We start from the raw sequence: 19903 nt of genomic DNA, 5'->3' as shown, positions 1-19903 counted from the left end.
GCGCGTGGTACCGCCCGCCGATCACCATTGTTCGCCTACGCTCCCGCTATGGCCGAATTCGAAATCACGCGGGAGACCGTCATCGCGGCCGATCCCGCCACCATCCGCGCCCACCTGCTGGACTTCCACCGCTGGCAGGAGTGGTCGCCCTGGGAGGAACTCGATCCGGGGATGCGGCGCACCTTCTCCGGGCCGGACTCCGGCGTCGGCGCGACCTACGCCTGGGACGGCAATCGCAAGGCCGGGCGCGGCAGCATGGAGATCACCGGCGTGACCGACGACACCGTCGACGTCCGCCTGATCTTCGAGAAGCCGTGGCGCGCGACCAACCGCGTGCGCTTCGACCTGACACCCGCCGACGGCGGCACGCGGGTGAGCTGGCGGATGAGCGGCGAGCGCAACGCGGTGATGAGCCTGCTGGCCAAGGTCATCCCGATGGATTCGATGATCGGCCGCGATTTCGAGAAGGGCCTGGCGCGGCTGCGGACGGTTGCCGAGTCCTGAGCGCGGATTAGGCTCCCGGACATGGCAAGCGCAGCACAGTGGCTCGAAGGAGCCCGCCCCCGCACCCTCCCCAACGCCGTCGCCCCGATCCTGGTGGGCACCGGCGCGGCCGCGTCGCTGGGCGGGGCGGTGTGGTGGAAGGCCCTGCTGAGCCTGGTGGTCTCGCTCGCCCTGATCGTCGGCGTGAACTACGCCAACGACTACTCCGACGGCATCCGCGGCACCGACGACGAGCGGGTCGGCCCGCTGCGCCTGGTGGGTTCGGGCGTGGCGAGTCCCGCGGCCGTGCGCGGCGCGGCCGTGGCGAGCCTGAGCGTGGCCGCGGTGGTCGGGCTGGTGCTCGTGTTCACCACGGCGTGGTGGCTGCTGCTGGTCGGGCTGGCCTGCCTGGCGGGTGCCTGGTTCTACACCGGCGGCCGAAAGCCCTACGGCTACAGCGGTTTCGGTGAGATCGCGGTATTCGTGTTCTTCGGCCTGGTCGCCGTGCTGGGCACCGAATTCGTCCAGGCCGAGCGGGTGGACTGGGCCGGACTGGTCGGCGCGGTCGCGGTCGGCTGCTTCTCCAGCGCGGTGCTGGTCACCAACAATCTGCGCGACATCCCGACCGACGCGGTGACGGGCAAGACCACCCTGGCCGTGCGGCTCGGCGACACGCGTACGCGCACACTGCATCTGGCGCTGCTGGTGGTGCCGTTCGTGGCCTCGGCGGCCCTGGTGGCCCGCACGCCGTGGGCGCTCGCCGGACTGCTGGCGGTGCCGCTGGCCGTCCGCTCGAACGCCCCCGTGCGCGGCGGCGAGCAGGGCCCGGGACTCATCCCGTCGCTGCGCGACACCGGCCTGGCGATGCTGCTGTGGTCGATCCTGACCGCGCTGGCGCTGGGGCTCGGTTAGTCGTCCCGGTCCGGCACCAGCACGCCGAGCACCCAGTTCACCAGGGTGATGATGATGCTGCCGACCACCGCGGCCCAGAACCCGTGCACCCGCAGGCCGTATTCGGTGGTCTCGGTGATCTTCGCGGTCAGCAGCAGCATCAGCGCGTTGATCACCAACAGGAACAGCCCGAGCGTGAGGACGACCAGCGGCAGCGACAGCAGCTTCACGATCGGCTTCACCAGGGCGTTGACCAGGCCGAAGACCACCGCGACGGCCAGCAGCACGACGATCTTGCCGCCGGTGCCGTCGTGTTCCGGACTGATCAGGTCGATCTTGTCGTTCCACGCGGCGGCGAGCCAGATGGCGACGGCGTTGATGACCAGGCGTAGCAGGACAACCATGGCGCCAGCCTAGCGGCGAACCCATCGAATCAGGCCGCCTCGTCGAGCAGGCCGTGCGTCGCGTCGCGCAGGGCGCGCACGCCGGACTCGCCGCCGAGCAGGTCGCGGGTGGCGGGGTTCGGCGCGCGCAGGATGCCGAGCAGTACGTGCGCGGCCTCGATGCGGTCGTCGCCGCGCGCGAGCGTCTCGCGCAGGGACAGCTCCAGCGCCTTCTTCGCGTCCCGGGTGAACGGGATGTGGCCGAAGTTCCGGCCGCCGCGCAAACTCAGACGGCCCCAACGGCTTTCCTCGCCCGGCACCGCGCGCTCGAGGGCGTCCTCGCCGAACGTGGCCTCCAGGCTCTCGCGCACCCGATCCAGGTCGATGCCGATGGAACGCAGTGCGGCGGCGTCCTCCTCGCCGAGCGGTTCGCCGATCCGCCTGGCGCTCAGCGCGGCTCGGATCCGCTCACCGGTCACCCCGTTGTCCGCCAGCGTTTTTCGCAGCGCCTTGTCGGGACTCACGGCGACCCCGAGCAACAGGTGCTCGACATCGATTCGCTCCGAACGCAATTGGCGCGCCTCCTCCTGGGCGATCACGACCGCGTAGCGCGCTGCCTTGCTGAACCGTTCGAACATCAGCGGATCCCGCCTCTCCGGTTGTACTTCTGGTGGACCGCCTGGCGGCTGACCTCGAGCGCGTCGGCGATCGCCTGCCAGGACCAGCCCTGGGTGCGGGCATTGGCCACCTGGATCGCCTCGAGCCGTTCGAGCAGCCGGCGCAGTGCGAGCACCGCGCGCAGCCCGATCTGGGGATCCGGGCTACCGGCGGCGGCCGCCAGCGTTGTCGCTTCACTCATGACGTCAATTTACATTGACGCTCGGGCTATGTCAATGAAAATTGACACGACAGGAACGCGCACCCGACGAGGGATCCGAATGTCTTGTCCGCGAGGTGTTCTCAGCGCGCGAGCGGCGCGGTCACTCCGACTCGTCGCCGCGCAGGCGCGCCCGCAACCGGGCCTTGTCGGTGCGCCGCTTCTCGTCGACCGCGGCGATGTCCTCGTTGACCCGCGCGCGCAGGCGCTTGAACAGCACCATCGACAGCGGCATCGCGACGACGAGCGCGAACAACAGCGCGACGATCAGCGGGATGTCCACGTTCAGCAAACGCGCCGCCGCGACGATGACGGCCGCGAGGACCGCGACCAGCGCCAGCCGGGCGAGGGTGTACAGCACCAGGTTGCGCACCAGCCGCCGACCCGGCGAAACGGCGGTCTCGGGGGCGGCGTCGTCGTCCGGTCGGGATGCGTCACTCACCCGTCCAGCCTAAGTGACGGCCCTGCCGCGGTGACGATCCGCCCGATTTGCCGGATCGCCACCGAATAGGACGCTGGATATTCGCTGGTCCGGACACAAGCGGACAAATCCAAGCCGTACGGATATCCGATTTGTCTATTACTTCCCCTTTACCAACGTTAGATCGTTCGAGTACCTGGGGGTGTCAGTGCAACGATGTCGCTATCTGATGAGGGACTGTCGATTACGGAAAGGTTTGCGAATGACTGCGATCACCGCGGCGAGCCGCACGTTGGGTTCCGTCAACGGCCAGGAGGCCCTCCTGACCCCGGGCCAGGTAGCGGCACTGTTCCATGTCGATCCGAAGACCGTCACCCGCTGGGCGCACGCCGGGCGGCTGGGCTCGCTGCGCACTCCCGGCGGTCACCGCCGCTTCCGCGAGTCCGAGGTGATGCAGCTGTTGAAGTCGTTGACCACCGAGGCGACGCGCGTCTGACCCCCGATTTCCGCGTAGGTCGTGCCGCAGGTACGCCACCCGATTACCCTCGATAGCAGGAGGTGAGCGACGTGACGTACCTGTTGGCACTCATCGCGGTGGTGGCCGTCGCGGTGTTGTGCTGGAAGGCGTTCGGACCGGGCGCTGCGCACCGCTCCGGCGCCGGTCGGAATTCCTCGCACCGCAATCGCATCGTCGGCCCCGACGACGATCCCGAATTCCTTTGGCGCATCTCGCGCCAGCACCGGGACGGCGATCCCGGACCCGAGCGCTGAGGGCGCGCTCAGCTTCGCGTGGCAACGTCCACGAAGCGGCGGACCAGGGCCGAATCGGCCGGGCCGCGCCGGACCGGCACCAGATGAGCGTCCGGTAGCCCGGTCACCGGGACGAGCACCACCCCGGGGCGGACCAGGCCCTCCACCATGAGCGACGTCGCGATGTGGATCAGTCCCGTGCGGACCACCGCGTCCACCGCCGGATCGACGCTCCAATCGGCGACCACGGCCCGGCGGCGAATCGGCCGCCCCGACGGCGTGACCGGCGGCGTCCACGCGTCGACGAACCACTCCGGGAACGTCGGCGGCGGCATGATCGTCTCGAACTCGGCCAGTTCCTCGGCGTCGACCGAATCCCGTTGCGCCAGTGGATGTCCCGCCGACACGGCCAGCCCGCGCGGCGCGGTGAGCAGGCTGGGCCCGAAGGTCAGCGCGGGTTCCCGCGCGGCGTACTCGCCCGGATCACCCGGGAACCACATGAGCAGCAGATCCGCGGCGTCGGTGCGCAGGGCGTGATCGATCCCGGTGACGAAGCCGTTGAGCGGATGCGTCGTCACCGAGACGTCCGGATACTCCCGCTCGAACGCCGACACGTACCGATGCGCCCGCGCCACGCCGATGGTCACGATGTAGCCGACCCGCAGCGCGCCGCCGGATCCGCGCGCCCGCGCCCGCGCGTTCGCGATGGCCCGCAACAGTTCCCGATAGCAGGGCTCGACCTCCGCCAACAGCGCCTGCCCCGCGGCGAGCAGTTCGACCTTCCGGCTGGTCCGCGCGAACAGCGGCTCGCCGACCCGCCGCTCGAACTGCCGGATGAGCTGGCTGACCCGGCCGGCGGTGAGTCGCATCCGCGCGGCCGCCCGCCCGAAATGCAGTTCCTCGGCGAGCACGACGAACGCCTCCACCTGCCGGAAATCCACCGGGTCCATACTCATCCGACCACCCCGTAATGAGTTGAACGTGCAGCTCACTGTAGCGCGGGGGATTTCGATCACCGGGGTCACATCGCGGTGGGCACCGCCTCGAGGGCGGTCAGCGCTCGCGCGACGGCGGTATAGGTCGCCGGGAGCAGCGGCATGCGGACGTCCGGGGTGGGGATTCGGCCCCGGGCGGCGAGCACGGCCTTGACGACGACCGGATTCGGTTCGGCGAACAGGGTTTCCGCGAGGGTCGCGAGGCGATGAGCCAGCGGTCGGTCGAATGGTCCGTCCCGCCAGGACGAGACGAGGCGGGCGTATGGCTCAGGTAGGACATTGGCGCTTGCGAGAATCGCGCCGCTGGCGCCGAGGGCCAATAGGGGTGCGGCGTAGAGGTCGTCACCGGCGAGGACGGCGGTGTGCGTGCGGGCGAGGAAGGCGATCGTCGTGTCGTCGATCCCGCCGACGGCGTGTTTGAATCCGGCGATATTCGGGAGTTCGGCCAGGCGGCACAAAGTTTCGAGGCTCAGGGTGCGGCCGGTGCGGTAGGGAATGTTGTAGATCAGCAGCGGCGCCGGGCTGGCCGCGGCGAGCGCGCGGAAGTGGGCGACGATCCCCTCCTCGGAGGGACGGGTGTAGTACGGGACCACCGCCAGGACCGCCGCCGCCCGCGGATCGAGCCGTTCGACGTCCCGCACCGAATCGGCGGTGGCGTTGGACCCGGCCCCGATTATCAAGGGGGACCGGCGTTCCGCGCACACCGTGGCGAGGATGTCGACGACGCGTCGCCGCTCGTCCGGCGTGAGGGTGGCCGGTTCCCCGGTGGTGCCGAGCGCGACGAGTCCGGCCGCGCCCGCGTCGAGGACTCCGTGGGCGAGCGCCGCGAGCGCGTCGGCCGCGAGTTCGCCCCGCGCGGTGAAGGGCGTGATCAGGGGAACGAACAGACCCGAGAACGTCATGACCCCAGCCTGGCCCAGACAACCCGTTACGTCTATTTCGCCTTCCTGCCACCGAGCTTAAGCTGTGCTAATGCTCGACGTCCGTCGCCTCCGCCTGCTGCGCGAACTCTCCCGCCGCCGCACGATCGCCGCCGTGGCCGAGGCCCTGTCCTACACGCCGTCCGCGGTCTCCCAGCAACTGACGATCCTGGAACGGGAGGCGGGCGTCCCCCTCCTGCACCGCACCGGCCGCACCGTCACCCTCACCCCCGCCGCCCATCGCCTGGTAGACCACACCGAAACCATCCTGGCCACCCTCGAACAAGCCACCGCCGAATTGGCCGCCACCCGAACCGAACTCACCGGCACCCTCCGCATCGGCGCCTTCCCCACCGCCGTCCGCACCATCCTCTCCCCCGCGTTGGTCATGTTGAGCACGGCACATCCCGGGCTGGAACTTCTGGTCTCCGAACTGGATCCGGCCGATGCCGCGGACGCGCTGCGCAGCTCGGCGTTGGATTTGGCGCTATTGCAGGAGTACGACTATGTCCCGGACGAGCCCGAATCCGGTTTGGACACCGAACCTTTCCTGGAGGAAACCGTCCACCTGGCCGCACTGAATTCGAAACCGATTGCCGCCCAGGCCGATTCCTCCTGGATAGCCGGAACCCCCGGCACCCTCTGCCATCGAATGACCGTAAGATCCTGCGAGGCAATCGGTTTCACCCCTCGCATCCGCCACCACGCCGATGATTTCGGCACAGTTCTGGCCCTGGCGGCCGCGGGCCAGGGCGTAGCCTTCGTCCCCGACCTCGCCACCCACGACGTCCCACCGAACGTCATCCTCACACCGACGAATATCCACCGCCGCACCCATCTCGCGTATCGGCGGGGTACGGGTGCGCATCCGGCTGTATCGGCCGCGCGACAAGCGTTGCGCGAAACCGTCGGCCGCAGAAACCTAACATCCGGCCTTTTGAATCACGAACCATCGGTCGTGAATCCGATATAGGTCCATCGGACCGGCGAGCATCGAGCTGGACAACGGTTAGTACATCAGGTCATCGCCTTGAGGCGTCGGGAATGTCGAGGCGGAGGTCAAACAAATCATCTGGCCCTATTCATCCATCCAGCCCGAAGCAATCGCCTCAAGACCTGCTCAGTTCCTTCGTCGTCGATCGACCGAAGCGTCAGTATCTGCGCAGCAGAATCATCGATGTCCATCTGTCCCCGGCCAGCCCGGCAATTCTCTACCGCCTGCTCCTTTTTATTTGCGGCTCCCAGAGAATCGTGACGAATCGGCCAGCGCGATCCGGCGGTTAGCCGGATGCGCAGTGGTGCATAACGAGCTGAAATTACTATCCGCGCCGCAGTCAGCTCACCCCATACGAATGCAACCCACTCATCACGATATTGATATGAAAGTTTCCGGTCTTTATAGTTGGTAAACAGGTGAAGAAGATCACCGTACCTGCGGTTTCGGCGTTGGCAACTGCATGTGTGACGGCACTGTCGGGTGACGTCGCGCACCTCTTGCTTACCGAGGATGATCCTTGTCCGTCATGCGCTCCAGCGACCACCAGAACAGCGGGAAGCAGCCAGAGCGGGCACTCACGCCGTGGAGGACGTATGCCCCGCGCTAGCGACGGGACACGCCGGTAAGGACGAGAAACATTCCCTTGGAGGGGCAAGTAAGATCAAACCTAGCTATCCCTTCTTACTCTCTATCGGATTCGTCGGATTGGTCGCCGAATTCGACATCCTCACCCAACAACATAGTGAAGGTTGCTATGACACCGTCCGGAAGATGTTCCTCCATCTGCAATGGCAAGCGGAAACTGGAAATCTCCCTATAGATCTCCGCGTGATAATTATCAATCCACGGATCCGGATTTTCCCCCTGCCATGGCCGAAGAGTCTCCCAGGCTCGATCGGGATCACTACTTTCACCCACCCCCTCGAAAACTTCCTTGAAATGACCTTTCATTCTTTCAGCTAAAGGATTCATAGACTTCATCATCACCGTCAGGTAATCTTTCAGAAAATCTTCGTGCACGACATCGTAATACCTTACTGAGGTAGACAATGAATCCGGTCCAGCACCGTCCGTAGGTTCCAAGTAGGTAACCCGAAACCACGGGAAGGACAGCAGGTATGGTTTCTCATTACGCAATAAAACGCCGACCATGGGTGCCCGCAATACAGCTAGACAGATCGTAATAAACAACGGCGCGTCGCTTTTACTCGCAGACGGCCCACTCGTGCCCGACGCGCTTACCGATTCCAGGTGGCTCGCGGCCTTCAGAAGAGGAAGGGTAAGGGAGCGGTAAGACTCTTCACCGGTCAACGCCGGTTTGGGCTTACGTACCATCTTGGACAAAGATATAGCCCAAGGTATCGGTAGGCTAAAGAACGGGAATTCGTAAGCATGGAACACATCATGCACAGGCATGTGAAACGAAAAACTTGGGCTTCTAACGCCACTTACATCATATAGCCTGATAGTAGAATTCTTCGATCCCGGAATACGCAGAAGCCTCACACCATCAGGGGGAGACTCGCGAATAAAGAATACAAATGGCAACTCGCTTTGCTTGCATTCAACAATTAAATTGACTGCGGGACGGGGAATGCGCCTGTCGCCACCCTTCGGACCTAGGTGGATCCGGGCGAGAATATCTACCGCCCTAGCCTGACCCGACTCGGAATCTATATAGGTCCATTCTTCTTGAATCTTTGAATGCCAGCTAAATTCCTCCAACACGGAACGTAAGCGATCAGCTACTACCGCCTGGAATGGATAGCCCGATTGAACAACGGCATCAAGAAGGTCTTCGCTAGTCAATCCAGCCGCCAGTTGAGCGTAGCCTGGCGTCTCATTCAATTTTTTTTCCATTCAACCATTTTCCCCAGATAGATACTTCGTCAAACTGAGGAGAACTATATCAACTCTTGCATCCACAGAATCCAATCTATGCCGAAACGGCTGCCGCACCTCCCGCACTAGGTTGGCCCGTCCTCATAAGCACTACGTGACGTGCGAATCCTTGGCCACAGTCTCACTGGTCAGACAGATTGTTATGTTGTATGTCCGTCGACCACGCCGCCGCGGCTCGCGACGGCCATAGGTCACCAGCGCTACGGCCAACTCTTCAAGGCCGGTGGGGTGGACCCGAAAACCGTGGAACGCCGGATCAGCAGCGGCCGCCCCCGGGTGGCCGAACTTCTTCGGTCGCGATCCTGCTCGCACATTCGTTGGGCTCCAATTTTTAGAAGTCGCGGGAGCTCTGGGTCAAAGATATCGATTTCACCGAGGGCGTGGTTTATCCCGAACGGCGGTGGCTGGGAGTCAGCCACTCAAGACCAAAGCCACCGATACGCCCCCATACCTGTCCCAAGAGCCTTCAGATCTGTTGAAGGCGCCAGCCGATGCCCGCCCTAGCAAGAATTGTGCGTGACGACCTCGGTAAGCCGCTGCCCCCTGTGTCATCGGCTGGCACATCGGACAGCGAGGGCGGAGGTTACGGTATGCCCAGGGATTAGCTTTCAGAATCTCCGCTACTATTACGCCTCGCTGACCATCCGACAGGGGCCGGACATCATGACTATCCAGGCCAGAGTCCGCGATGCCAGCGCCGTGACCACCTTGCAGTACTACGCCCATTTATGGACGGATACGGACGCGCCACACGGACAGCCGCGGTCACCGTGCTTAGCGAGCAATTCGGCAAGCTGCCGTAATACTGCACACGGAAACGGAAAATCAATACCGATGTACCGGATGATTCCGAGAATCCGCATGTAGATCGGCTAGTTGAGCCCGGCGTAGGAGTGCAATCCGCTCACCACGATATTGATGATGAACAAATTGAACAACATAGCCACAAACCCGGCGATATTGATCCACGCCGCCTTCGTCTCCCGCCACCCCGACGTGGCGCGCGCGTGCAGGTACGCCGCGTAGATCACCCAGGCGATGAACGAGACCGTCTCCTTCGGGTCCCAGCCCCAGAACCGCCCCCAGGCCGATTCCGCCCAGATGGCGCCGAGGATGACGCCCGCGCCGAAGATGGGGAAGCCGATGATCGTGGTTCGGTAGGCGAGGCGGTCCAGGGTGCGGGCGTCGGGGAGGCGGCGGGCGACGGCGCCGAGGATGTTCGGGGACTCCGAGCCCTCCGGCTCGCGCAGGCGGAGCAGGAACAGCAGGCTGGCGACGCCCGAGAGGAGGAAGATGCCGCTGCCGGTGCTCACGACCGTGACGTGGATGGGGAGCCAGAAGGACTTCAGGGCCGGAACCACGGGCGCGGCTTCGGCGTAGAGGACCTGGCCCGCCAGGAACATCAGGATGAGCACCGGGACCAGCAGGAAGACCCACATCGAGCGGTAGCGGCGTTCGCGCATGAAGGCGAGGCCGGTGAGCATCGCGGCGGCCGTGGCCATGGCGATGAACTCGTACATGTTGCCGAGCGGGAAGCGGTGAGTCGCGAAGCCGCGCAACACGATCGACGCCAGGTGCAGGCCGATGCCCACGAACAGGACCGCGAAGGCCATATTGCCGAAGCGTTCCGCGGTGGAACGGGTAGGTGCGGGGTCGATACGGCCGGGGGTCGCCGGTCCGCCCGCGGTGACCAGTTCGCGGGCGTCGGTCCGGGTGGTGCGGGCCGAGGAGTACTGCACGATGAGCAGTGCGAGGACCAGGACGTAGACGACCCACGACGATTTGAAGGCCAGATTGCTGTACCCGGCGAGGGTCTCGTCGATCGGCATGCTCACTCTCCCGTGCTCTGCGAGTCGCCCAGCAGTCGTTTGCGCAGGCGGTCGAATTCGCCGCCCCAGCCGGCCTGGTCGGTGCGGGCCAGGCCGCCCATCTCTACTACGGTACGTCGTTCATCGGCTTCGCGGGAGTCGGGGTAGGCCCGCAGCCAGACGCGGCGGCGCTTCACCAGGAGCGAGACCAGGAGTCCGGCCATCATGGTGAGGGCGCAGGCGAGCACCCAGCCCTGCGCCGGATCGTGCGAAACCTGAAGATTCGCAAACTGTTTGGCGCCGTCGAAGGTCACCTTGGTGCCGTCGTCGAGGGTGGCCGACTCACCGGGGCGCAGGTTCACCCGCTGCTGTTTCACCAGGCGGTCCTGCTTGATCATCTCCGGATCGAGGGCGAACAGCGATTGCGGGCGGCCGGTGTCCAGGCCCGTCTCGCCGCGGTAGATGTCCACGGCGACAGCCGGATCGGTGAGCGCCGGATAGGACGAGGTCAGCAGGTTGCCGTGCAGCAGGGCGGTCGGGGCGAACAGGCCGTCGATCGCGATCTGGTGCTTGCGGCGCTCCTCCTCGGTGGCGAACATGCCGCCGGGTGGGTCGAAGCGCATGACGCCGCTGGACAGGAAGGTCGTCGCGTCGTCGGGACGCCACTGCACGGTTTCGGTACGGGTCTGGCCGTCGGGATAGGTGACGGTGAAGGTCGGGGCGTAACCGTGGCCCTGGAGATAGACGCGGTCGCCGGAGACGCGCAGCGGGTGGTTGACCTGGATCGTGGTGTCGCGCCAGGTGTTCGCGGCCAGATCGTTCCCGGCCTGATAGGAGATGTTCGCGGTGAACATCTCGGCCTGGCCGTTGGGCAGGTAGTCGGCCCGGAAGTCCTTGACGCGCACGCACAGTGGCGACAGGCCGGTACCGTCGTTGACGCGGCCCGCGCGGAAGGAGTCGAACGCCGCGGTCGAGGTGGTGCAGAAGCCGGGGCCGTTGTCGGCGACCACGATGACCGTGCCCTCGTAGCCGAACAGCTTGCCCACCGCGATCGCCACCAGCAGTCCGACCAGGGCCAGATGGAAGACGATATTGCCGAGTTCGCGCAGGTAGCCCTTCTCGGCGGCGAGGGTCACGACGTCGCCGTCCGACCGCTCGACCACGCGCCAGCCGCGCAATCGCGTTCGGGCAAGGGCGATCACGTCCGTCGGGGCCTCGTCCACCTCGACCGCGTCGTGGTGCGGGAGCCGGGACAGGTTGCGCGGCGCCTTGACCGGCGGGGTGCGCAGCGCGCGGTAGTGGTCGAACACGCGCGGCACGATGCAGCCGACCAGCGAGACGAACAGCAGCACGTAGATCGCGGTGAACCAGAAGCTGGAGAACACGTCGAACAGTTGCAGCCGGTCCATCAGCGGACCGAGCGTGCCGCGGTCGGCGATGTACCGGTCGACCTTCTGCGGGTTGAGGCTGCGTTGCGGCAGCAGCGCGCCCGGAATCGCGCCGAGCGCCAGCAGGAACAGCAGCATCAGCGCGGTGCGCATACTGGTCAGGCCGCGCCAGGTGTTGCGCAGCAGGGCGAGCGCGCGGCGCGGCAACGGCTGGCGCGGCGGGCGGGCGGGACGCCGATCGGGAGCGGTCATGGTCGTGGTCATGTCAGATAGGCAGGGTCACTCGGGAGACGAATACATTGCGGACCCACCCGACGAACTGGTCCCACATCCCGGTGACCAGTGCGATGCCGACGGCGACGAGCAGGATTCCCCCGATCACCTGGATGGTGCGGGAGTTGCGGCGCAGCCAGCCCACGCCCCGCAGCGCGCTGGCCGAGCCGAAGGCCAGGATCACGAACGGCAGTCCGAGGCCGAGGCAGTAGGCGACGATCAGGGCGACCCCGCGCGCGGCGGTGGTGCCCTCGGTTCCGGCGGAGACCGCCATGACGCCGGAGAGCGTCGGCCCCAGGCAGGGCGTCCAGCCGAGCGCGAAGACCGCGCCGAGCAGCGGGGCGCCGACGATTCCGGTGAGCCGCCGCGGATGCATCCGGGTGTCGCGCTGCAAGGCCGGGACCAGTCCGAGGAAGACGAGCCCCATCAGCACGGTCACCACCCCGCCGATCCGTTGCAGCAGTTCACGATTCACGTTCAACGTCTGGATGACCCCGAACACGGTCACCGACGCCAGCACGAACACCACCGTGAACCCCGCCACGAACAGCCCCGCCGCCCCCGCGACCCGGGCCCGCCCCGCCCGCTCGACGACCGTCCCCCGCTTCCCCCGCGCCTCGGCCACGGTCACCGGCGGCGCCTCGGCCCCCACCAGCCCCGCCAGATACGACAGATACCCCGGCACCAACGGCACCACACAGGGCGAGGCGAACGACACCAACCCCGCCAACACACAAACCCCCAACGCCAACACCAACGGCCCCGAGGCCGCGGTCTCCTGAAACGTCTCCCCCACCGAAGCCAACCCGTTCACCACACCCCCCGCACGCCAACCCAGCCGCACCCTTTATTCGAATCCGCACCCCTTTCAGGGCCCTGCAACGGGTGCGGATTCGAATAAAGGGTGCGGCTGGGGTTTGTGGTCATTGGGGGGCCTCGGCGGAGATGCGGTCGATGACGGGTTGGAGGTCTTCGGCCAGGAGGGGGCGGAGGTAGACGGCCGCTACGCGGTGGGCGCGGTCGAGGACGAGGGTGGTGGGGATGACGCTGGTGGGGAATTTGCCGCCGAGGGCGAGGAGGCTGCGCATCTCGGGGTCGTAGATGGAGGGGTAGCCGATGTGGTTGCTGATGACGAAGTCGCGGGCCTTGTCCTGCCGGGTGTCGCGGACATTGATGCCCAGCAGGGTGACGCCGCGGGCCTTCGACTGCTCGTAGACCTTCTCCAGCGCGGGGGCCTCGGCGCGGCAGGGGCCGCACCATTGGCCCCAGATGTTCAGCACCACAACCTGATTCGGGAAGTCGTCGACGGAGACCGTCTTGCCGTCGGTCATGAGATCGGGCCCGGAGAGGTGGCCGATGGTGCCCCGGGAGGCGGGCGGGTCGTAGAAGATCTCGGTCTTGCCGCCGGGCGAGACGAAGTCGAACGTGCCGCCGGTGGCGACGGCGTCCTTTCCGGTGGAGCAGCCCGCCAACACGACCACGAGGGCGAGGCACGCGACGAGAAGGGCGGGCACACGCCGGGATCCGCGGACGTGCACCGCCGAGACCGACGCCCGGCGCGCGCCGGTGAAGCGGCCCGACACCGCCGCGACGCGGCGAACGGGGCCACGGGCACTCGCTGGCGAGAACGATCCCTCACCAGCATCGCTCACCCGCCGCGCGGCAGTTCCCCGCCGCGCGGACGACCCGACGACCCCCCCGTTCACGCCCCCGTCACCCGCGGATCCGAACCCCCCGCGGGCTCGGAGTAGACGATGTCGATCAACGTATCCCCTTGATACACAAGGGAAGTCAACGAAGCCAGCGAGCACTGCCGCTGCCGCGGATCGTGCCAGAGGCGCTTACCCTCGAGGAAGCGGCGCAGCGTCCAGACCGGCAGTTGATGGGAGACCAGCACGGCCTCGTGCCCGGCGGCCTCCACGCGGGCCTTGTTGACCGCGGCCAGCATGCGATGCGCGATCTGGAGGTAGGGCTCGCCCCACGACGGGGTGAACGGGTCGCGCAGTTTCCACCAGTGCCGGGGTTTGCGCAGCGCGCCGTCGCCGACGGAGACGCGCAGGCCCTCGAAGGTGTTGCCCGCCTCGATCAGGTTGTCGTCGGTGCGGACGATCAGTTTGTGTTGTCCCGCAACGGCTTCCGCGGTCTCCTGGGCACGTTGCAGGGGGGAGGCCACCACCAGGGTGACGTCGTGGTCGGACAGGGCGCGGGCGACGGCGGCGGCCTGGGAGCGGCCGCTGACGGACAGGCCGAATCCGGGCAGGCGCCCGTAGAGAATGCCCTTCGGGTTGTGCACCTCGCCGTGCCGCATGACGTGCACGATGGTCTCGGGGGTGGATCCGGTTGCGTCCGGGGATGATTCGAGCTGCTGCGGGTCGCTCACGCGCTGGGTCCTTCGGGTGTGGCGGCGGCCGCGGCCGCTGCGGCGGCTGGCAGGGCGGCGGCGATTCGGTCGAACGCGTCCTCGTCGAGTGCGGCCGAGACGAACCACGCTTCGAACGGGCTCGGCGGCGCGTAGACGCCGCGGTCGAGCAGGGCGTGGAAGAACGCCGGGAACCGCCAGGTCTGGGAGCCCTTGGCGGCGGCGTAGTCGGTCACCGGACGGTCGGCGAAGAACACGCTCACCATATTGCCCGCGAATTGCACCACGTGCGGGACCCCCGCGGCCGACAGCGCCGCGGTGAGCAGACCGCCCAGGCGATCGGCGTTGCGATCGAGCGCGGCGTACACCTCGTCGTCGGCGGCGCGCAGCGTGGCGAGCCCGGCCGCGACCGCGACGGGATTCCCGGACAGGGTTCCGGCCTGGTAGACCGGGCCGATCGGCGCGAGGCGGTTCATGATGTCGGCCCGGCCGCCGAACGCCGCGGCGGGCAGACCGCCGCTCATCACCTTGCCGAAGGTGTAGAGGTCACCGGCGACGCCGTCGAGCCCGTACCAGCCCGCCGGGCTGACCCGGAAGCCGGTCATCACCTCGTCCATGATCAACAGCGCGCCGTGCTCCTCGGTCAGGCGGCGCAGGCCCGCGTTGAATCCGGGCAGCGGCGCGACCGCGCCCATGTTCCCGGCGGCGGCCTCGGTGATGACGGCCGCGATCTGGCCCGGGAATTCGGCGAAGGCGGTCTCGACGGCGGCGAGGTCGTTGTACGGCAGCACGATGGTGTCGGCGGCCTGCGCGCCGGTGACGCCGGGCGAGGTCGGCAGGCCGAGGGTCGCCACGCCCGAACCCGCGTCGGCGAGCAGCGCGTCGACGTGCCCGTGATAGCACCCGGCGAATTTGACGATCTTGGCGCGTTCGGTGAAGCCGCGCGCCAACCGGACCGCGCTCATGGTGGCCTCGGTGCCGGAGTTGACCAGCCGCACCCGCTGCACCGGCTCGACCCGCGCGGCGATCGCCTCGGCCAGCTCGATCTCCGCCTCGGTCGGCGCGCCGAAGGACAGGCCGCAACCCGCGACCCGGCGCACGGCCTCCACCACGTCCGGGTAAGCGTGGCCGAGGATCGTCGGACCCCACGAGCAGACCAGGTCGACGTAGTCCTTGCCGTCCGCGTCGGTCAGCGCCCAGCCGCGGGCCGAGGTGATGAACCGCGGCGTTCCCCCGACCGATTTGAATGCCCGGACCGGCGAGTTCACCCCGCCGGGGATGACGGCGGCGGCGCGATCGAACAATCGGGCGGAGCGCGGGGAGGAACTCACGGCACCCAGTGTCGCAGCCCCTCGGACACCGGTCGACGACAGGGTGTAGTGCGGTGAGCCACCCCACATCCGCCGCCGCGAAAACCACAGCGGCCGAACGCAACCGCAACACGCCGGGAGCGGTTTTCGGCCGCTTCGGCACCGGATCGATCACCGGTGCGTACGCTCGGGCAGTCAGACGTCCACGGCCGGGAGGGAATTCATGCGGACCATCCTGTTCAGCGCCACCCTGATCACCATCGCGGCCGCCGCGACCGTGGGCGGTATCGGCACCGCTGCGGCCGCCACGCCGATCGCGCAGCCCGAGGAGGGCCGGATCGGCCTCAACCTCTCGCACGAGGAGACCGCGGCGCTGGCCGACGGCCCGCTGCCCGCGCTCGTCGGCATGGTCGTACCGCCCAGCCGGATGGGTGCGGGCCTGCGCCCGGACACCCAGCTCTACAAGGACGAGAACGGCGGTATCCACGCCTCGCTGCGGCAGGTGATCATGGAGGCCGCCGACCACCCCGACGGCTCGGTCACCGTGTACGTCAACGTGACCGGCGCCCACGGCCCACGTCTGGTGGACATCTACCAGCGCTGGAACTGAGCGCTCAGTCCGCCCACCGCGCGCCGCGGACCACCAGATCCACCACCGCCAGCCCGGCCGCCGCCACCAGCAGGGCGGCCAGCCCCAGCCACGGCCCCGAATAGCGCGTCGCCTCGAAGGCGGGCAGATCGCCCGAGGCCGCGAAGGCCGTGGTATGCACGCCGTGCCGCCAGCTCGGCACCGCCGCGCCGACACAGAGCACGATCAACACCAGATCGACGACGATCCACACCCGCCGCATCACCACGCCTCCTGATCCTCGCCGAGCAGCGACTCCGAAACCGCGCACGGCCGCCTCACCGCGCCCCATCTCCATCGGGCAGCCGTTCCAGTGCCGCGCTCAGTTCCTCCCGCAACCCGTGGTGGTCGCGGGCCCATGCCTGGATAATCGCGCCGTCGCGGAGTTTCAGGCCGATGCCCTTGCGACGCCGGGGGACGCCGGTGAGTTCGCCCAGGGCGCGGGCGGATTCCCAGTCCTCGTCGTCCCAGGCGTCGGGGTCGCGTTCGGGGAGGACCTCGGCGATATCGCGCAGCGGGAGGACCTCGGTGCCCTCGCGGAGGGTGGCGCCGGTGAGTTCCACGCTGACGTGGCGGCGACCCGCGATGACCTGCAACCACACGAATCCGGCCAGCAGGACGGCACAGAAGGCCAGCCCGAACCAGTGCACCGGGGCGCGCAGCGCGAGTTCGAGGATCAGCACGACCAGGCACAGCAGCGGGCCGTAGGCGATGCTGCGCCAGCGCGCGCCGGGCTCGGCGAACAGAACGGTGGGCTCGGTATCGGTCAAACGAGAGATCTCAGGCGATCACGCTGGGAATCAGGAGTCCCGCGAGGGTGAGCAGAACGAACAGGATGAGCAGACTCAGCACGAGCACATCTCGTCGAAGGCTTTGCGGTTGCTGAATCACCACTCGCATCGATGCCTCCGCTCCTCCGGAGCGAGTGCCGACACGAGATCGAAAGACCAACGTGCGAACCACAACTCCGTGTTCCCAAGTCCGCTGTGACAACCCTCACGATACATCCTGCCGCGCCCGGGACAAATTCGGCCCGTGTCTCACCGGACGTTCCCGCGGAAGTGAGGTTCGGATTCGCCTCGGTGACAAAGGAATACGGCCCCGGCGGCGAGCACCGCCTGCAGGATCGCCGCCGCGCCGGCGAGCAACTGCGCGGTCCCCGTCACCGCGCCCAGACCGAACAGCGCGCCGAGCGCCCCGAACACGAGCACCATCGCGGCGACGTCGAGCAGCGCCCGCGCCCAGAGCCGCCCGCGCCGCAACTGATGGACCACGGCCACCGCGCCCGCGGCCAGGCCGAGCCCGAACACGACGATCACGACCTCGAGCAGCGCGACCATCATCTCGATCTCGGCCAGCCCGACCTCGGGCTGTTGCGCGTGCAGCTGGTCGTAGAGGCGGCGGGTCAGCTCGTGCCGATCGGCGAACTGACCGACGGCGGTGACGAGCAGCCGCAGCACGCCCAAACCGATGACGCCCCACCACAATTGGGACGCGGTGCGCACATCGGTCGGCACCGCGACCGGGCCGGGCGGCGGGCCCGGCGGAGTCCACGGATTCACGACAGCCAGTGCGCGGCCTCGGTCGCCCAGTAGGTGAGCACGATGTCCGCGCCCGCCCGGCGGATGCCCATGAGCGATTCCAGGATGGCTCCGCGCCGATCGATCCACCCGCGCTCGGCGGCCGCGGTGATCATCGAGTACTCACCGGAGATCTGATAGGCCGCGACCGGCACGTCGGAGCGGTCGGCCACCTCGCGCAGGATGTCCAGATACGACATGGCCGGTTTCACCATGACGATGTCGGCGCCCTCGGCCAGATCCAGGTCGAGTTCGCGGAGCGCCTCGCGGCGGTTGGCCGGATCCTGTTGATAGGTGCGGCGATCGCCCTGCAACGAGGAGGCCACCGCCTCGCGGAACGGGCCGTAGAACGCGGAGGCGTATTTGGCGGCGTAGGCCAGGATTCCGGCGTCCAGCAGTCCGGCCTCGTCGAGCCCGGCGCGGATCGCGCCGACCTGGCCGTCCATCATGCCGCTGGTGCCGAGCAGATCCGCGCCCGCCTCGGCCTGGGCGATCGCCATCTCGACGTAGCGGTCCAGGGTGGCGTCGTTGTCGACCGAACCGTCGGCCGCGAGGACACCGCAGTGGCCGTGGTCGGTGAATTCGTCGAGGCAGGTGTCGGCCATGACGACCGTCGCGTCGCCCACCTCCTCGGCCAGCGCGCGCAGGCCGCGGTTGAGAATCCCGTCCGGATCGCTGGCCCGGCTGCCGATCGGATCCTTGTCCTCGGGCTTGGGGACGCCGAACAGCATCAGACCGCCCACGCCCGCGGTGACGGCGTCGACGGCCACCTTGCGCAGCGAGTCCATCGAATGCTGATGCACACCGGGCATCGAGCCGATCTCGCGCGGTTCGCCGAGCCCGTCGGCGACGAACATCGGCAACACCAATTGCCTTGGTTCCAGCGTCGTTTCGGCTACCAGACGACGCAGGGCGGGGGTACGACGCAACCGCCGCGGGCGGTCCATTCCGGTCATGAACCGCACGATACGCCGCGTCCGGACGCACGTCTTCGCCGCCTCGGCCAGCCGAGCGGGACCGAGAACGGCATACTCCGAACGAGGACTGAAACGGGAGCGAACATGTCCGATCGCGAGGAACGACAGTACGGGGTGGACGACGAGGCCGCGGTGCGCGCGCTGCGCGCGGCGGCGGAGCGGGGTGATCTCGCGGCCGTCGAACTCCTGGCACAACGACTGGGGGAGGCGGGTGAACGGGCCGAGGCCGAGCGCTGGTTACGCCGGGCGGCGGAGCTGGGCAGCGTGGCGGCGCTCGGGCGGCTGGGCGAATCGGCGTGGCAGGACGGGCGGGTGGCCGAGGCGATGGAATGGCTCGAACAGGCCGCCTACGCCGGGCTGACCTCCGCGGAGTACCAGCTCGGCGCGATCCATCTGGAACGCGGGAATCTGGACGCGGCCGAACCGTGGCTGCTGCGCGCGGCGGAGGCCGGGCTGCCGGAGGCCATGTGCAATCTGGGCGCGCTGGCCGATCGGCGCGGCGAGGACGAGCGGGCCGAGCAGTGGTACGAGCGCGCGACCCTGGCCGGAAACGCCACGGGCATGCGCAATCTCGGCCTCCGCTACGCCCGGCGCGGCGAGATCGCCCGGGCCACCGAACTTCTGGTGGAGGCGACCCGTCGCGGGCGCACCGACGCGTACGCCGTGCTGGGCGCGGTCTGCCTGGAACGGGATCGGGCCGAGGACGCCGAACGCTGGCTGCGGCGCGGCGCGGAGGTCGGCGACGCGGAGTCGATGTTCCACCTGTCGCAGTTCCTGGACGCGGAGCCGACCACGCCCGCGGCACAGGCGGAATCGCGCGAGTGGCTGGAACGATCGGCGGCCCTGGGACATCCGCGCGCCCTCGATCTGCTGCACGGGATGTGAGCGCGCGGAACGGTTTTCTGTCGGTGCCCCTCGGTAGAATCGAAGATGTGTTCGAGGAACTCCGGTTCCGATCCGA

24 protein-coding genes are annotated in these 19903 nt (G+C 67.7%); 7 read left to right on the top strand and 17 right to left on the bottom strand.

Going from position 1 to position 19903, the window contains the following annotated elements; genetic code table 11:
• The first annotated feature begins 48 nt into the window (after positions 1-48).
• On the top strand, positions 49-504 hold the full coding sequence (locus ACFYTQ_RS11610) for an SRPBCC family protein (protein WP_387359509.1): 456 nt from the start codon (positions 49-51) through the stop codon (positions 502-504).
• Between the two features lie 21 nt (positions 505-525).
• On the top strand, positions 526-1395 hold the full coding sequence (locus tag ACFYTQ_RS11605) for a 1,4-dihydroxy-2-naphthoate polyprenyltransferase (protein ID WP_387359507.1): 870 nt from the start codon (positions 526-528) through the stop codon (positions 1393-1395).
• On the opposite strand, the gene ACFYTQ_RS11600 is transcribed toward ACFYTQ_RS11605, so the two are convergent.
• The 4 genes from ACFYTQ_RS11600 to ACFYTQ_RS11585 all read right to left on the bottom strand — a co-directional run bounded on the left by ACFYTQ_RS11600 (position 1392) and on the right by ACFYTQ_RS11585 (position 3076).
• Positions 1392-1778 (bottom strand): phage holin family protein, encoded by a 387-nt coding sequence (locus ACFYTQ_RS11600; RefSeq protein ID WP_387359505.1) that lies wholly within the window; start codon positions 1776-1778, stop codon positions 1392-1394. The two genes, ACFYTQ_RS11605 and ACFYTQ_RS11600, sit on opposite strands and share 4 nt — an antisense overlap.
• A gap of 29 nt (positions 1779-1807) precedes the next feature.
• Complete coding sequence (locus tag ACFYTQ_RS11595) at positions 1808-2395, bottom strand: Clp protease N-terminal domain-containing protein (RefSeq protein ID WP_387359503.1); 588 nt, start codon at positions 2393-2395, stop codon at positions 1808-1810.
• Positions 2395-2616 carry a helix-turn-helix domain-containing protein gene (locus ACFYTQ_RS11590; RefSeq protein ID WP_387359501.1) on the bottom strand — a complete coding sequence of 74 codons (222 nt, stop codon included), beginning with the start codon at positions 2614-2616 and terminating at the stop codon, positions 2395-2397. Before ACFYTQ_RS11590 ends, ACFYTQ_RS11595 begins: the two co-directional genes overlap by 1 nt.
• 121 nt (positions 2617-2737) lie before the next feature.
• Complete coding sequence (locus ACFYTQ_RS11585) at positions 2738-3076, bottom strand: DUF4229 domain-containing protein (protein ID WP_387359499.1); 339 nt, start codon at positions 3074-3076, stop codon at positions 2738-2740.
• Positions 3077-3317: 241 nt separating this feature from the next.
• Here ACFYTQ_RS11585 and ACFYTQ_RS11580 point away from each other — a divergent pair, with 241 nt between their 5' ends.
• Positions 3318-3551 carry a BldC family transcriptional regulator gene (locus ACFYTQ_RS11580; protein ID WP_062513434.1) on the top strand — a complete coding sequence of 78 codons (234 nt, stop codon included), beginning with the start codon at positions 3318-3320 and terminating at the stop codon, positions 3549-3551.
• Positions 3552-3622: 71 nt separating this feature from the next.
• On the top strand, positions 3623-3826 hold the full coding sequence (locus ACFYTQ_RS11575) for a hypothetical protein (RefSeq protein ID WP_387359497.1): 204 nt from the start codon (positions 3623-3625) through the stop codon (positions 3824-3826).
• Between the two features lie 8 nt (positions 3827-3834).
• Here ACFYTQ_RS11575 and ACFYTQ_RS11570 read toward each other — a convergent pair whose 3' ends face one another.
• Together ACFYTQ_RS11570 and dapA are read right to left on the bottom strand one after the other, a co-directional pair.
• Positions 3835-4761, bottom strand: a complete 927-nt coding sequence (locus tag ACFYTQ_RS11570) for a LysR substrate-binding domain-containing protein (protein ID WP_387359495.1) — start codon at positions 4759-4761, stop codon at positions 3835-3837.
• A 65-nt stretch (positions 4762-4826) separates the two neighbouring features.
• Complete coding sequence (dapA, locus tag ACFYTQ_RS11565) at positions 4827-5702, bottom strand: 4-hydroxy-tetrahydrodipicolinate synthase (RefSeq protein ID WP_387359493.1); 876 nt, start codon at positions 5700-5702, stop codon at positions 4827-4829.
• A 70-nt stretch (positions 5703-5772) separates the two neighbouring features.
• On the opposite strand from dapA, the gene ACFYTQ_RS11560 reads away from it, so the two are divergent.
• The gene (locus ACFYTQ_RS11560) at positions 5773-6693 is read left to right on the top strand and encodes a LysR substrate-binding domain-containing protein (RefSeq protein WP_387359491.1); all 921 of its coding nucleotides are present in this window, start codon (positions 5773-5775) and stop codon (positions 6691-6693) included.
• 705 nt (positions 6694-7398) lie between these two features.
• Here the strand turns inward: ACFYTQ_RS11560 and ACFYTQ_RS11555 are convergent.
• The 7 genes from ACFYTQ_RS11555 to hemL all read right to left on the bottom strand — a co-directional run bounded on the left by ACFYTQ_RS11555 (position 7399) and on the right by hemL (position 15778).
• Positions 7399-8577, bottom strand: a complete 1179-nt coding sequence (locus ACFYTQ_RS11555) for a hypothetical protein (protein WP_387359488.1) — start codon at positions 8575-8577, stop codon at positions 7399-7401.
• A gap of 914 nt (positions 8578-9491) precedes the next feature.
• A complete protein-coding gene (ccsB, locus tag ACFYTQ_RS11550; protein WP_387359486.1) occupies positions 9492-10448 on the bottom strand; it encodes a c-type cytochrome biogenesis protein CcsB in 957 nt (318 codons plus the stop codon).
• A gap of 2 nt (positions 10449-10450) precedes the next feature.
• Entirely contained in the window at positions 10451-12079 is a 1629-nt protein-coding gene (locus tag ACFYTQ_RS11545) for a cytochrome c biogenesis protein ResB (protein WP_387359484.1), read from the bottom strand.
• 1 nt (position 12080) lies between these two features.
• Entirely contained in the window at positions 12081-12902 is an 822-nt protein-coding gene (locus tag ACFYTQ_RS11540) for a cytochrome c biogenesis CcdA family protein (protein WP_387359482.1), read from the bottom strand.
• Positions 12903-13011: 109 nt separating this feature from the next.
• Entirely contained in the window at positions 13012-13602 is a 591-nt protein-coding gene (locus ACFYTQ_RS11535) for a TlpA disulfide reductase family protein (RefSeq protein ID WP_387359480.1), read from the bottom strand.
• 188 nt (positions 13603-13790) lie between these two features.
• The gene (locus tag ACFYTQ_RS11530) at positions 13791-14396 is read right to left on the bottom strand and encodes a histidine phosphatase family protein (RefSeq protein WP_387360171.1); all 606 of its coding nucleotides are present in this window, start codon (positions 14394-14396) and stop codon (positions 13791-13793) included.
• Between the two features lie 68 nt (positions 14397-14464).
• Entirely contained in the window at positions 14465-15778 is a 1314-nt protein-coding gene (gene hemL, locus ACFYTQ_RS11525) for a glutamate-1-semialdehyde 2,1-aminomutase (protein ID WP_387359478.1), read from the bottom strand.
• A gap of 202 nt (positions 15779-15980) precedes the next feature.
• Between hemL and ACFYTQ_RS11520 the strand changes: the two genes are divergently transcribed.
• On the top strand, positions 15981-16367 hold the full coding sequence (locus tag ACFYTQ_RS11520) for a hypothetical protein (protein WP_387359476.1): 387 nt from the start codon (positions 15981-15983) through the stop codon (positions 16365-16367).
• A 4-nt stretch (positions 16368-16371) separates the two neighbouring features.
• Here the strand turns inward: ACFYTQ_RS11520 and ACFYTQ_RS11515 are convergent, their stop codons facing one another.
• The 4 genes from ACFYTQ_RS11515 to hemB all read right to left on the bottom strand — a co-directional run bounded on the left by ACFYTQ_RS11515 (position 16372) and on the right by hemB (position 18921).
• Positions 16372-16614 (bottom strand): hypothetical protein, encoded by a 243-nt coding sequence (locus ACFYTQ_RS11515; RefSeq protein ID WP_387359474.1) that lies wholly within the window; start codon positions 16612-16614, stop codon positions 16372-16374.
• Between the two features lie 49 nt (positions 16615-16663).
• On the bottom strand, positions 16664-17155 hold the full coding sequence (locus ACFYTQ_RS11510; RefSeq protein WP_387359472.1) for a hypothetical protein: 492 nt from the start codon (positions 17153-17155) through the stop codon (positions 16664-16666).
• A 270-nt stretch (positions 17156-17425) separates the two neighbouring features.
• Positions 17426-17947 (bottom strand): hypothetical protein, encoded by a 522-nt coding sequence (locus tag ACFYTQ_RS11505; RefSeq protein ID WP_387359470.1) that lies wholly within the window; start codon positions 17945-17947, stop codon positions 17426-17428.
• Positions 17944-18921, bottom strand: a complete 978-nt coding sequence (gene hemB, locus ACFYTQ_RS11500; RefSeq protein ID WP_387359468.1) for a porphobilinogen synthase — start codon at positions 18919-18921, stop codon at positions 17944-17946. Before hemB ends, ACFYTQ_RS11505 begins: the two co-directional genes overlap by 4 nt.
• A 105-nt stretch (positions 18922-19026) precedes the next feature.
• Between hemB and ACFYTQ_RS11495 the strand changes: the two genes are divergently transcribed.
• Positions 19027-19827 carry a tetratricopeptide repeat protein gene (locus ACFYTQ_RS11495; RefSeq protein WP_387359466.1) on the top strand — a complete coding sequence of 267 codons (801 nt, stop codon included), beginning with the start codon at positions 19027-19029 and terminating at the stop codon, positions 19825-19827.
• The last annotated feature ends 76 nt before the right edge of the window (positions 19828-19903 follow it).

Source organism: Nocardia sp. NPDC004068 (assembly GCF_042874315.1).
Lineage (GTDB): Bacteria > Actinomycetota > Actinomycetes > Mycobacteriales > Mycobacteriaceae > Nocardia.
The sequence above is the reverse complement of the archived record's forward strand: the minus strand, read 5'-3'. Positions and strand labels throughout refer to the sequence as shown.